Genomic DNA, 13,559 nt, shown 5'->3' on the forward strand with positions numbered 1-13,559 from the left:
GTCCCGCCCCCTTTTCCCCAGAAGGACAGGTCTCATGGGTTCCGCCGACAAGACCAGCAACCCGGCGCGCAAGGCACGCATAGAGGAGATGCGCCGGGCCGACCAGGCCCGTGAGCGGCGCAACAGGATCCTCGCGATCGGCGGCAGCGCCCTCGCCGTGGCCGCGCTGGTCGCCGGCGGGGTGTTCGTCGTGAAGTCGCAGTCGGGCGACGACGGCAAGGACACCTCCGCCGACGGCAAGGCGGCCTCGGGGCACTTCGTGACCGGCGCGGACGGCGTACGGACGTGGGAAGGGAAGCTCGGCCGCACCCATGTCGCCAAGACCGTGAAGTACCCGACCGAGCCGCCCGTCGGCGGGGACCACAACCAGGTCTGGATGAACTGCAACGGCGACGTCTACACCCGGGTCCTCGACAACATGAACGCGGTGCACTCGCTCGAGCACGGCGCGGTCTGGGTGACGTACAACAGCAAGGCGAGCAAGGCGGACGTCGACGCGCTGGCGGCCAAGGTCAGGAAGACGCCCTACACGCTCATGAGCCCGGACGACGCCCAGGCCGACCCGATCATGCTCACCGCGTGGGCGCACCAGCGCACGGTGACGAGCGCGAGCGACCCGAACGTGGACAAGTTCCTGGAGAAGTTCGTGCAGGGCGAGCAGACGCCCGAGCCGGGTGCGGCCTGCACGGGCGGTCTGCCCAAGTGAGGTACGCCGCAGTGGCGGTGGCCGTGGCCGCAGCGCTCGTCGCCGCCGGGGCCGTCACCTACTCCGTCGCCGGGGACGGCGGATCGGGCGACGCGACGCCCGCCGCCGACTCCGCCGACGCCGGGTTCGCCCGGGACATGGCCGTCCATCACCAGCAGGCCGTGGAGATGGCGTACATCGTGCGCGACCGCACGGCCGACGCGGACGTGCGGCGGCTCGCCTACGACATCGCGCAGACGCAGGCGAACCAGCGCGGCATGCTGATCGGGTGGCTGGACCTGTGGGGGCTGCCGAAGGTGTCGTCCGACGCGCCCATGTCCTGGATGGGCATGGGCTCGATGGCCGGGGGCGAGGACGGCGCCCTGATGCCCGGCATGGCCACCGGCGCCGAACTGAAGAAGCTCGGCACGCTCAACGGCAGACAGGCCGACATCCTCTTCCTCCGGCTCATGACCGACCACCACAAGGGCGGCATCCACATGGCCGAGGGGTGCGTGGCCAAGTGCACGGTCGGAGTGGAGAAGCGGCTGGCGCAGGGCATGGTCGAGGCGCAGCAGTCGGAGATCGACCTGATGGCGGGCATGCTGAAGGCGCGGGGGGCCAAGCCGTAGCGCCGTGACGACCGGCGCAGGGGCCGCCCGCCCAACGCATAGGGTTTTCCCTCGATTTCACGGACGTTTCCGTCAAATCAGCCCAGCAAGCGGTCACTTGGGTCTTTGTTGGTGTCCGCATTCCCCTTGCATGAAGCGTTCGTCGCGAGAGTGGCCAGCACGTCGAGTGATCTACTCGCGTCGAACCACATACAGGGGGTCCTATGAGATCCAATCGCGCCGCGCTGCGCGCCGGAGCGAGCATGGCGGCGACTCTGCCCATGATCGCGGGCGCGCTGGCGCTCGGCATACCCGCCGCGCACGCGGCGGACGGCCCGGCCCGTGACACGCTGGCCGGGACCAGGCCCGCGTGGGCCACGGCCAAGGCGGACAAGGGATCGACCTCGGACAGCGCCAAGGTCTCCGCCCGGGTCTACCTGGCCGGACGGGACGCCGCAGGTCTCGCGGCGTACGCCAAGTCCGTGTCCGACCCCGGCTCGCCCGCGTACGGCAAGTACCTCTCCGCCGAGCAGGCCGAGGCCCGCTTCGGCGCGACCCCGGCGCAGGTGGCCGCGGTCAGGTCGTGGCTGACGGCGGCCGGTCTGAAGGTGACCGGCACGAGCCGGCACTACGTGGCGGTCAGCGGTGACGTGGCCGCGGTCGAGAAGGCGTTCGGCACGCAGCTGCACAACTACGCCAAGGGCGGCAAGACCTATCGCGCGCCGTCGGGCACGGCCTCGGCCCCGGCGAGCCTGGACGGTGCCGTCCTGACCGTCACGGGTCTGGACAACGCGCCGCACAAGGCCGCGTCCAAGGAGCAGCTGCCGCCTCCGGACGCGGTGTTCAAGAACTCCGGGCCGTTCTCCTCGTACTACGGCTCCAACACGGCGAGCACCCTGCCGTCGGCCTACGGGAAGAAGATCCCGTACGCCGTGCAGGGGTACACCGGCAAGCAGCTGCGCGCCGCGTACGGCGCGGGCGGCTTCACGGGCAAGGGGGTGCGTGTCGCCATCACCGACGCGTACGCCTCCCCGACGATCGCCTTCGACGCGGCCACCTACGCGAAGGCGCACGGCGACGCGTCCTGGAAGACCGGGCAGCTGCGCCAGGTCCTGCCGGCGGACTACACGAGGACCGAGGAGTGCGGGGCGGCGGGCTGGTACGGCGAGGAGACCCTCGACGTCGAGGCCGTGCACGCGGTCGCGCCGGCCGCGAACGTCACGTACGTGGGCGCCGCGTCCTGCTACGACGACGATCTGCTCGACTCGCTCAGCAAGGTCGTCGACAACCACCTGGCCGACATCGTCTCCAACTCGTGGGGCGACATCGAGGCCAACCAGACGCCGGACCTGGCGGCCGCCTACGACCAGGTCTTCCAGTTCGGCGCGGTCGAGGGCATCGGCTTCTACTTCTCCTCCGGCGACAACGGCGACGAGGTCGCCAACACCGGTACGAAGCAGGTCGACACCCCGGCCAACTCCGCGTGGGTGACGGCGGTCGGCGGCACCTCGCTGGCGGTCGGCAAGAACGACAAGTACCTGTGGGAGACCGGCTGGGGCACCGACAAGGCCTCGCTGTCGGCCGACGGCAAGAGCTGGACGGACTTCCCGGGCGCGTACACCTCGGGTGCGGGCGGCGGCACGAGCAGGACGGTCGCGCAGCCTTACTACCAGAAGGGTGTCGTCCCGAAGGCGCTCGCCACGGCGAACAACGCCGCCGGCAACCGCGTCGTCCCGGACATCGCGGCGATCGCCGACCCGAACACCGGCTTCAAGGTCGGCCAGACCCAGACCTTCGCGGACGGGACCCAGCAGTACAGCGAGTACCGCATCGGCGGGACCTCGCTGGCGGCTCCGGTCATCGCGGCCGTGCAGGCACTGGCCCAGGAGGCGCACGGCGGCAAGGCGATCGGTTTCGCCAACCCGTCGATCTACTCCAAGTACGGCTCGCGGGTCTACCACGACGTCACGGACAACCCGACCGGCTCCGGACTCGCGGTCGCGCGCGTCGACTTCGCCAACGGGTACGACGCGACGGGCGGTCTGCTGACGTCCGTCCGCAGCCTCGGCAAGGACAGCTCGCTGTCCGCCGTGAAGGGCTACGACGACGTCACCGGCGTGGGCTCGCCCACGAACGGCTACGTGGAGTCGTACCGCAGCAGGCGCTGAGCCCGCCGTACGCGGGTCCCGCGCGCGCCTCCCGGGCGCGTCCGGCGGGCCCGCGTACGCGGAGGGGGGCGTGGGGGGCGTGGGGTGTTCGGCACCCCGCGCCCCCCATCGCGTCGCATTGACGATTACACTGGTGCGCGTGCCTCAACTTCGTCTCGCCCTGAACCAGATCGACTCGCGCGTCGGCGACCTCGCCGGCAACACCGAAACGATCCTCCGCTGGACCCGGCACTCCGCCGAACAGGGAGCGCACCTCGTGGCGTTCCCGGAGATGGCGCTGACCGGGTATCCCGTCGAGGACCTGGCCCTGCGCTCCTCCTTCGTGGAAGCCTCCCGCACGGCCCTGCGCGCGCTCGCCGCCCGCCTCGCCGACGAGGGCTTCGGCGCACTTCCGGTGCTCGTCGGCTACCTCGACCGGTCCGAGGGCGGGCGCCCGAGGTTCGGCCGCCCGGCCGGCTCGCCGCGCAACGCGGCGGCGGTGCTGTACGGCGGCGAGGTGGTCCTGTCCTTCGCCAAGCACCACCTGCCCAACTACGGCGTCTTCGACGAGTTCCGCTACTTCGTGCCGGGCGACACCATGCCGGTGCTGCGGGTGCACGGCGTCGACGTGGCCCTCGCCATCTGCGAGGACCTCTGGCAGGACGGCGGCCGGGTGCCCGCGGCGCGCTCCGCGCAGGCGGGACTGCTGCTCTCCGTCAACGCCTCGCCCTACGAGCGCGACAAGGACGACACCCGGCTCGAGCTGGTCCGCAAGCGGGCCCAGGAGGCCGGCTGCACCACCGCCTACCTCGCGATGACGGGCGGCCAGGACGAGCTGGTGTTCGACGGCGACTCGATCGTCGTCGACCGGGACGGCGAGGTCGTGGCCCGGGCGCCGCAGTTCTCGGAAGGGTGCGTGGTCCTGGACCTGGACCTGCCCGCCGCCCCGGCCGACGCGCCGACGGGCGTCGTGGACGACGGTCTGCGCATCGACCGCGTGGTGCTGTCCGAGGAACCGCTGCCCGCCTACGAACCCGAGCTGAGCGGCGGGTACGCGGAGCGGCTGGACGACGCCGAGGAGATCTACTCGGCGCTGGTCGTGGGGCTGCGCGCCTATGTCGCGAAGAACGGTTTCCGCTCGGTGCTCATCGGGCTGTCGGGCGGTATCGACTCGGCGCTCGTCGCGGCGCTCGCGTGCGACGCGCTGGGCGCGGAGAACGTGTACGGCGTGTCGATGCCGTCGAAGTACTCCTCCGAGCACTCGAAGGGGGACGCGGCGGAGCTGGCGCGCCGGACGGGCCTGCACCTGCGCACGGTCCCGATCGAGCCGATGTTCGACGCGTACATGGGCTCGCTCGGTCTGACGGGTCTGGCCGAGGAGAACCTCCAGTCCCGCCTGCGCGGCACGCTGCTGATGGCCCTCTCCAACCAGGAGGGCCACATCGTCCTCGCCCCCGGCAACAAGTCGGAGCTGGCGGTCGGTTACTCGACCCTGTACGGCGACTCGGTGGGCGCGTACGGCCCCATCAAGGACGTCTACAAGACGTGGATCTTCCGGCTGGCGGAGTGGCGCAACCGCGCCGCGGCGGAGCGGGGGCAGACCCCGCCGATCCCCGAGAACTCGATCACCAAGCCGCCGAGCGCGGAACTGCGCCCCGGCCAGGTGGACACCGACTCGCTCCCGGACTACCCGGTCCTGGACGCGATCCTCGAGCTGTACGTCGACCGGGACCAGGGCGCGGACGCGATCGTGGCGGCGGGCTACGACCGTGAGCTGGTCGTCAAGACCCTGCGCATGGTGGACACGGCCGAGTACAAGCGGCGCCAGTACCCGCCGGGCACGAAGATCTCGCCGAAGGGCTTCGGCAAGGACCGCCGCCTGCCGATCACGAACGGCTGGCGGGAGTCCGTCTGACCGCCCGCGCGACGGACGACGCCCGGCACGGACGCGAGAGGCGTCCGGGCCGGGCGTCGTGCGTCGCGGACCCCCGGCACGCCCGCGCCCGACGCCCGGAGGGAGGCCTCCGGGTGTCGGGCGGGTGCGGGGTCGGCGCGGTGGGGCGGGCTCAGTGGCGGGCCGCCGCCTCCGCGGCGGCGCGCGGCACATGGGTCGCGACGACGCGCTCGCGGCCGCCCGTCCGCGGGGCACGGCGCGCGTCGACCGCGGCGGCGACACCGGCCACGGCCAGGCCCAGGACGGCCAGGGCCGCGCCCGCCAGCGCGGGCGAGGTGGTACCGAACCCGGCCGCGAGGGCCAGGCCGCCGATCCAGGCACCGCCGGCGTTGGCCATGTTGAAGGCCGCCTGGTTGGCGGAGGAGGCGAGGGACGGGCCCGCGGCCGCCTTCTCCATCACCATCAGGTTGAGCGGCGAACCCGTCACGAAGGCGGCGACGCCCAGCAGGACGACGGCCAGCGCTCCGCCCCAGGCCGTCGCCATCAGCAGCGGGAACAGGGCCAGGACCAGGGCGAGCGAGGTCAGTCCGGCGAACAGGGTGGGACGCATCGCGTGGTCGGCGAGACGGCCGCCGAGCAGGTTGCCGATGGTGGCGCCGACCCCGAACAGCGCGAGCAGCAGCGTGACGCTGGAGTCGGCGTAGCCCGCGGAGTCCGTGAGCATCGGGGTGATGTAGCTGTACGCGGAGAACAGCGCGCCGAAGCCGGCCACCGTGGTGCCGAGCGCGAGCCACACCGGCAGGGAGCGCAGGGCGGCGAGTTCACGGCGCAGCCCGGCCGCGGGCGCCTGACCGCGGTCGTGCGGGATCAGCAGGGCCAGGGAGGCTATCGCCGCGAGGCCGATGGCGCTGACGCCGAGGAAGGTCGCCCGCCAGCCGAGGTGCTGGCCCATGAGGGTGGCGACGGGGACGCCCGCGATGTTGGCGACGGTCAGGCCGAGGAACATCAGCGACACCGAGCGGGCCTTGCGCTCGGGGGCGACCAGGCCGGTGGCCACCACCGCGCCCACGCCGAAGAAGGCGCCGTGCGGGAGGCCGCTGACGAAGCGGGCGGCGAGCAGGGAGTCGTAGCCGGGGGCGAAGGACGACAGGGCGTTGCCCGCGACGAAGAGGCCCATGAGGGAGATCAGGACGGTCCGGCGGGACATCCGGGCCGTCGCGGCGGCCAGCAGCGGCGCGCCGATGACGACGCCGAGCGCGTACGCGGAGACCAGGTGTCCGGCGGTCGGGATCGAGACATGCAGGTCGTCCGCGACGTCGGGCAGCAGGCCCATCATCACGAACTCCGTGGTGCCGATTCCGAAGGCACCCACGGCCAGGGCGAGCAGGGCCAGGGGCATGGAGGACTTGCCTTTCAGGGAGAGCGGGTTCCGTTCATCATACGTTTCGTATGTTCAAGTACGGAACAAAGTCTCCCCGGCCCGCTATTCCGGCGGGTGACCGCCCGGTTAAGGTGTGGTGACCTTCACACGCGCCGCCACCGGCAGATGGTCGCTGCCGGTCTGCGGGAGCGTCCAGGAGGTGACCGGCTCGACGCCCTTCACCATGATCTGGTCGATCCGCGCCATCGGGAACGACGCGGGCCAGCTGAAGCCGAAGCCGCTGCCCGCCGCCCCTTGCGTGGAACGCATCTGGGAGGTCACGGCGTTGAGGGAACGGTCGTTCATGGTGCCGTTGAGGTCGCCGAGCAGGACCACCCGGGTCAGCCTCTCGCCGGCGATCGCCTCACCCAGCGCGTCGGCGCTCTTGTCGCGCTGACGGGCGGTGAACCCGGCCTGGAGCTTGACCCGCACCGAGGGCAGATGGGCGACGTAGACGGCGACCTCGCCGCCGGGCGCCGCGACCGTCGCCCGCATCGCGCGCGTCCAGCCCAGCTTGATGTCCACGGGCTTCACCCCGCTCAGCGGGTACCTGCTCCACAGGCCGACCGTGCCCTGCACCGAGTGGTACCGGTACGTCGCCGCCAGCGCCTTCTCGTACACCGGCACCGCCGTGGCGGTCAGCTCCTCCAGCGCCAGCACGTCGGCCTCGGACGCGGCCACGTCACGGGCGGTGCCGGCGGGATCCGGGTTGTCGGCGTTGACGTTGTGGGTGGCGACGGTCAGCTCGCCGCCGCTGCCCGTCTTGTCGCCGAGCAGCCCGCCGAAGAGGTTCAGCCAGACGACCGCCGGGAGGATCACGGCGATCAGCGCGATCGCGGATCTGCGCACCAGCGCGAGCACCAGCAGCACCGGCACGAACACGCCGATCCACGGCAGGAACGTCTCCGTGAGGCTGCCGAGGTTGCCGTAGCGGTTGGGGATGCGCGAGTGCACCAGCATCACCAGGGAGAACGCCAGCGCGAACCCGGTGAGGACCAGACCCCGCCGCCAGATACGCGGATCGCCGCGCCACCCCGCGCCCATCCGGCCGAGCAGGGTGCCGATCAGGCGCCGGAGCCGAACCTTCCGGGGCTCGGGACCCGAGCCTCCGTCGCCGTCCGTCTCCGTCATGTACGCCTGCTGCGCCATACCGTCGCCTCACCGCCTGCCGTGCACACCGTCCGTCCCCCGGGTACGACCCTAGGGGATGATCGGCTCCGATCTCGCCGTCCCGTGACGGCCGTACGGGATCGAGGACGACCGGGGCGGTCCCGCGGGTTCCGGTCCCGGGCCCTGTGACCCGGTCTGTGACGAAACGCGCACATCCGCCTGTGCGCCGGGGGAACTGACGGGCCGTAGCCCGGCGAGCAGCGCGTCGACGATGCGCTCCGGAAGTTCTTCGGAGAGGTCGGCCTCGGGGCGCAGGATCGCGCGCACCAGCATGGGGCCGACGAACATGTCGTTCAGGAGTTCCAGGTCCAGGTCGGCGCGGAGCTCGCCGTTCTCCTGGCCCCTGCGCAGGACCTCGGCGCCCATCCGGCGCCGGGGTTCTATCGCGGTCTTGTGGTACGCCGCCCAGATCTTCGGGCTGCTCTTCATCTGGGCGTGCACGTTGTGCAGGATCGCCGAGGAACGGTTGGCCAGGCCCCGCCGGCGCAGCGCCTCCAGCAGCACGATCAGGTCCTCCCGCATGGAGGTGCCGGGGAGTTCGGGATCCTGCGGCTCGGCGGCGCGCAGCACATCGACGAAGAGTGCCTCCTTGCCGCTCCAGCGGCGGTAGATGGCGGCCTTGCCGACACCCGCGGTGCGGGCGATGCGCTCGATGGAGATCTCGGCGAGCGGGACGCCGTCCTCCAGCAGCTTCATCGTGCCCTCGATGATGGCCCGTTCGACGGCCTCGCTGCGGGGCCGCCCCCGCACGGGCTGCTCCGCGCCGGCCTCCGGGACGGGATGCGGTGTGCCGGTGATCCGTGTGGTCACCGTGTCGGTGCTCCCCCTGTCGGCGAGGCTCACGTCGTCGGTCCTTTCGTCGCACTGGGGGAATTGTCGCCGAGAGGCCGGCCGGCGGGACGGCGGCTCCCGGCCGCCGTCCCGCCGCCGTCCTACGGCTCCACCCGCTCCAGTTCCTCCTTCGTGGTGTCCTCGGCCGCCGGCTTCGGCCTGCCCGGCAGGAACAACGCCACCACGACGGCGCCCGCGAATGCCACCACGGCCCCGCACAGCGCGGTCACGTGCATGGCGTGCAGGAAGGCGTCGTTGGCGGGGCCGACCAGCGACCGGCCCCGTTCGCCGAGTTTCGCGGCGACGCCCAGGGTCGCCTCGATGGACTCGCCCGCCGTGTCGCGCACGCCCGCGGGCAGCGCGCCGAGGTGGCCCTCGATGCCGTTGCGGTAGGACGTGGACAGCACGGACCCGAGGACGGCGATGCCGAGCGCGCCGCCGACCTGACGGAAGGTGTTGCTCAGCGCGGAGGCGGAACCGGCCTTCTCGCGGGGCAGGGCCTGCATGATGACGACACTGGTCGGGGTCATCACGTGGGCCATGCCGGCGCCCATGAAGAAGAAGACGACCTCGAGGAGCCAGATCGGGGTGTCGGCGTCCAGCGTGGCGAACGCGGCCAGAGTCGTGGCGAGGACGAGCATCGCCCCCGTGGTCGTCGCCCTGATCCCTATGCGGTCGACGACCAGCCGGGCCCGCGGGGCGAAGATCAGCTGCGCGGCGGCCAGCGGCAGCATCAGCAGGCCGGTCTGGAGCGGCGAGTAGCCGCGCACGCTCTGGGTGTAGAAGACCGAGAAGAAGGTGACGCCCATGAGCGCGAAGAACACCAGGGCGATGACCGCTATGGCGGCGGAGAACACCTTGTTCTTGAAGTAGTCCATGTCGACGGACGGGTGGTCGCTGCGCTTCTCGTGCACCACGAACGCCACGAGCACGGCCAGGCCGGCCCCGGTGGTCGCGAGCACGGTCGCGTCGGTGAAGTCGGCCAGCTCGCCGCCCTTGATGATGCCGTAGACGAGCAGCACCAGGCCGACGACGGACAGGGCGACGCCGACCAGGTCGATACGGCCCGGGTTCGGGTCGCGGGACTCGGGCACCAGCCACAGCATCAGCCCGAGCGCGAGCAGGACGATCGGCACGTTGATGAGGAAGACCGAGCCCCACCAGAAGTGGTCGAGGAGGAGACCGCCGGTGATGGGTCCGATGGCGATGGCGAGGCCGACGCCGCCGGCCCAGATGCCGATCGCCTTGGGCTGCTCCTCGCGCTCGAAGACGTTCATCAGCACGGCGAGGGTCGCCGGCATCACGAAGGCCGCGCCAAGGGCCATCAGCGCGCGGAAGGCGATGAGCTGGGCGGGCGAGCCGGATTCCGCGGCGAGCGCCGAGCCGATGCCGAAGACGGCGAGTCCGCCGAGCAGGACCCGCTTGCGGCCGAAGCGGTCACCGAGGAGACCGGCGGAGAACAGCAGTCCCGCGAAGACGAGCGTGTAGGCGTTGATCGCCCACTCCAGCTCGCTCTGGGTGGCGCCGAGGCCGGTGGGCGCGGGGGTCGAGATCGTCTTGATCGCGACGTTCAGGATCGAGTTGTCGAGCACCACGATCAGCAGGCTCAGCATCAGGACACCGAGGATGGCCCAGCGACGCCGGTGCACCGCCTCCGGTATGCGCGGTGCGGTCGGGACGGCAGGAGTAGTCATGGGGTCGAGCCTAGGACACTTTCGATACGAGACCGTCTCGTATCGATTCCGCGGCGGGTTTTCTTACTGAGGCTTTACCCGGGCCCGACCGGGGCTCCACCCGGCTCCGACCGGACTGAGGTCTTGCCCACAGGGGGCGCCCTGGCCCTCCCTGGCACGAGGTGCCACCATGGGTGGTGGTCCGGGGACGCCGTGAGGGCGCCTCGAGATGACGTTAGGAGCCGGTGCAATGACGCAGCTTTCGGCTGCCCGCAACACCCCCGACGGCAGCAAGGCGCTGTACGGGGGCAAGGGCACACGCCGTATCACCGTCCGCGACCTCGCCCTCGCCAAGGAGCGCGGCGAGAAGTGGCCCATGCTCACCGCCTACGACGCGATGACCGCGTCCGTGTTCGACGAGGCCGGGATCCCGGTCATGCTGGTGGGCGACTCGGCGGGCAACTGCCACCTGGGGTACGAGACGACCGTCCCCGTCACCCTCGACGAGATGACCATGCTGTCGGCGGCGGTCGTACGGGGCACCAGCCGTGCGCTGATCGTCGGCGACCTGCCCTTCGGCTCCTACCAGGAGGGGCCGGTCCAGGCGCTGCGCAGCGCGACCCGGCTGGTGAAGGAGGCCGGGGTCGGCGCCGTGAAGCTGGAGGGCGGCGAGCGCTCGCACCGGCAGATCGAACTGCTGGTGGAGTCCGGGATCCCGGTGATGGCGCACATCGGCCTGACCCCGCAGTCGGTGAACGCGATGGGGTACCGCGTGCAGGGGCGCGGCGAGGAGGCGGCCCAGCAGCTGCTGCGGGACGCGAAGTCCGTCCAGGACGCCGGCGCGTTCGCGGTGGTGCTGGAACTGGTTCCGGCGGAGCTCGCGGCCGAGGTGACCCGGGTGCTGCACATCCCGACCGTGGGTATCGGCGCCGGACCCGAGACGGACGCCCAGGTGCTGGTGTGGACCGACATGCTCGGGCTGACCGCAGGCCGGGTGCCGAAGTTCGTCAAGCAGTACGCGGACCTGCGCAAGGTCATGGGCGACGCGGCGAAGGCGTTCGCCGAGGACGTCGTGGGCGGAACGTTCCCGCAGGACGAGCACAGCGTCCACTGAGCCATCGCAGCACCACAGCAGCCCGCCGATCTTCCCCCGTCGGCGGGCTGCTCCCTTTCCGGAGGTCCGCCGGGCGCGTGTCGGAGACATGTCGGGCGCGTGCCGGTCGCCGCCGGTCCCTGTAGGCGTCCTGTCGGTGGTTTGTCGGTGGGGGTTGCGACTGTTCCGGCATGACACGAATCGACAAGAACCCCAGTGGCGCACGGAGCGCTGTGACCGTTCGGGGGTTGGTCAAGCACTACGGCGAGACCAAGGCACTGGACGGCGTCGACCTCGATGTACGGGCGGGCACCGTGATGGGGGTCCTCGGGCCGAACGGCGCCGGGAAGACCACCCTCGTCCGGATCCTGTCCACCCTGCTGGCCGCCGACAGCGGGCACGCGACCGTCGCGGGCTACGACGTGGCACGCCAGCCCCGGCAGCTGCGCCGGGTGATCGGCCTCACCGGCCAGTACGCCTCGGTGGACGAGAAGCTCCCCGGGTGGGAGAACCTCTACCTGATCGGGCGGCTGCTGGACCTGCCCCGCAAGGAGGCCAGGACCCGGGCCGACGAGCTCCTCGAACGGTTCTCGCTCACCGAGGCCGCCAAGCGGCCCGCCGGGACGTACTCGGGCGGTATGCGGCGCCGCCTCGACCTCGCCGCCTCGATGATCGGCCGGCCGCAGGTGCTGTTCCTGGACGAGCCGACCACCGGGCTCGACCCCCGCACCCGCAACGAGGTGTGGACCGAGGTCAAGGCGATGGTCGGGGACGGGGTCACCGTGCTGCTGACCACGCAGTACATGGAGGAGGCCGAGCAGCTCGCCTCCGAGCTGACCGTCGTGGACCGGGGCAAGGTCATCGCGAAGGGCGGCATCGAGGAGCTGAAGTCCCGGGTCGGCGGCCGGACGCTGCGGGTACGGCCCGCCGATCCGCTGCACCTGCGGCCGCTGGCGAGCTGGCTCGACGAACTCGGCATCACCGGGCTCGCCACCAGCGTCGTGGACGCCGAACGCGGTTCGGTGCTCGTGCCGGTGCTCAGCGACGAGCAGCTGACCGCCGTGATCGGCGCGGTCACCGCGCGCGGCATCACCCTCTCCTCCCTCACCACCGAACTCCCCAGCCTGGACGAGGTCTTCCTGTCCCTCACCGGCCACCGTGCCAGTGCCCCGCAGGACGACCGCCCCACCGAGACCCGCGAGGAGGTCGCCGTATGAGCGCGGCCACGATCGACATCGGCACGGCAGCCGACGCCCGCATCCCGCTGCGCAGCCACCTGCGCCACACCGGCGCGCTCATCCGGCGCAACCTGCTGTGGATCCGGCAGGACCCGGAGTCGATGTTCGACGCGATCCTGTTCCCGGTGATCTTCACCCTGCTGTTCGTGTACGTCTTCGGCGGCTCGATCGGGCAGTCGCTGGGCGGCGGGCAGCAGGCGTACGTCCAGTACGTCGTGCCCGGTCTGCTGGCCATGATGGGCATGAACATGGCCCAGGGGGTGGGCACCGGCTTCAACACCGACTTCAACTCCGGTGTCATGGACCGCTTCCGGTCCCTGCCGATCGGGCGCGGCTCGGTGCTGTTCGCCAAGATCGTGGTGGAGCTGATGCGGATGCTCGTCGCCTGCGCGGTCCTCATGATCGTGGGGGTCCTGGTCGGCTTCGACATCACCAACTGGCCCGGGATGTTCGGGGCGGTGGGTCTGGCCACCGTGTTCGGCTCGGCGCTGATGTGGGTGTTCCTCACCCTCGGGGTGACGATGAAGAGCGCGCAGTCGGTGCAGGCCATGGGCTTCCTGGTGCTGATGCCGCTCCAGTTCGGCTCGTCGATCTTCGCGCCGACCGACTCGATGCCGGGCTGGCTGCGCAACTTCACCGACTACAACCCGCTGTCCTCGCTGGCGGACGCGGCGCGCGGCCTGATGGTGGGCGGTCCGGTCGCGCACGGCCTGTGGGTGACCCTGGCCTGGTCCGTGGGACTCACCGCGGTGATGGCCCCGGTGGCCATCCACAAGTTCCGCACGAAGGCCTGAGCC

10 protein-coding genes and 1 pseudogene are annotated in these 13,559 nt (G+C 71.3%); 7 read left to right on the forward strand and 4 right to left on the reverse strand.

Translation table 11 applies throughout. The features are described 5' to 3' along the window. Positions 1-34: 34 nt before the first annotated feature. From Saso_RS01150 to Saso_RS01165, 4 genes are all read left to right on the forward strand, one after another. Positions 35-706 (forward strand): DUF3105 domain-containing protein, encoded by a 672-nt coding sequence (locus Saso_RS01150; RefSeq protein WP_189917081.1) that lies wholly within the window; start codon positions 35-37, stop codon positions 704-706. Continuing rightward, complete coding sequence (locus tag Saso_RS01155; RefSeq protein ID WP_229900974.1) at positions 703-1,317, forward strand: DUF305 domain-containing protein; 615 nt, start codon at positions 703-705, stop codon at positions 1,315-1,317. The genes Saso_RS01150 and Saso_RS01155 overlap by 4 nt, the downstream gene beginning before the upstream one ends. Positions 1,318-1,520: 203 nt before the next feature. Then, complete coding sequence (locus tag Saso_RS01160) at positions 1,521-3,464, forward strand: S53 family peptidase (RefSeq protein WP_189917083.1); 1,944 nt, start codon at positions 1,521-1,523, stop codon at positions 3,462-3,464. A 139-nt stretch (positions 3,465-3,603) separates the two neighbouring features. Then, positions 3,604-5,358 (forward strand): NAD+ synthase, encoded by a 1,755-nt coding sequence (locus Saso_RS01165; protein WP_189917085.1) that lies wholly within the window; start codon positions 3,604-3,606, stop codon positions 5,356-5,358. Between the two features lie 151 nt (positions 5,359-5,509). On the opposite strand, the gene Saso_RS01170 is transcribed toward Saso_RS01165, so the two are convergent. The 4 genes and pseudogenes from Saso_RS01170 to Saso_RS01185 all read right to left on the reverse strand — a co-directional run bounded on the left by Saso_RS01170 (position 5,510) and on the right by Saso_RS01185 (position 10,452). After that, positions 5,510-6,736: an MFS transporter gene (locus Saso_RS01170; protein WP_189917087.1), complete on the reverse strand. Its 1,227-nt coding sequence runs from the start codon at positions 6,734-6,736 to the stop codon at positions 5,510-5,512. Positions 6,737-6,844: 108 nt separating this feature from the next. Further along, a complete protein-coding gene (locus tag Saso_RS01175) occupies positions 6,845-7,801 on the reverse strand; it encodes an endonuclease/exonuclease/phosphatase family protein (protein ID WP_372442394.1) in 957 nt (318 codons plus the stop codon). Between the two features lie 300 nt (positions 7,802-8,101). Further along, positions 8,102-8,725 (reverse strand): annotated as a pseudogene (locus Saso_RS01180) (TetR/AcrR family transcriptional regulator); the annotation flags it as partial. Between the two features lie 134 nt (positions 8,726-8,859). Next, a complete protein-coding gene (locus Saso_RS01185) occupies positions 8,860-10,452 on the reverse strand; it encodes an MFS transporter (protein ID WP_189917091.1) in 1,593 nt (530 codons plus the stop codon). A 229-nt stretch (positions 10,453-10,681) separates the two neighbouring features. Here Saso_RS01185 and panB point away from each other — a divergent pair, with 229 nt between their 5' ends. The 3 genes from panB to Saso_RS01200 all read left to right on the forward strand — a co-directional run bounded on the left by panB (position 10,682) and on the right by Saso_RS01200 (position 13,556). Continuing rightward, entirely contained in the window at positions 10,682-11,545 is an 864-nt protein-coding gene (panB, locus tag Saso_RS01190) for a 3-methyl-2-oxobutanoate hydroxymethyltransferase (RefSeq protein WP_189917093.1), read from the forward strand. Between the two features lie 170 nt (positions 11,546-11,715). Next, positions 11,716-12,741: an ATP-binding cassette domain-containing protein gene (locus Saso_RS01195; RefSeq protein ID WP_189917095.1), complete on the forward strand. Its 1,026-nt coding sequence runs from the start codon at positions 11,716-11,718 to the stop codon at positions 12,739-12,741. Further along, on the forward strand, positions 12,738-13,556 hold the full coding sequence (locus tag Saso_RS01200) for an ABC transporter permease (RefSeq protein WP_189917097.1): 819 nt from the start codon (positions 12,738-12,740) through the stop codon (positions 13,554-13,556). The genes Saso_RS01195 and Saso_RS01200 overlap by 4 nt, the downstream gene beginning before the upstream one ends. Positions 13,557-13,559 lie beyond the last annotated feature (3 nt).

The organism is Streptomyces asoensis (genome assembly GCF_016860545.1).
GTDB lineage: Bacteria > Actinomycetota > Actinomycetes > Streptomycetales > Streptomycetaceae > Streptomyces > Streptomyces asoensis.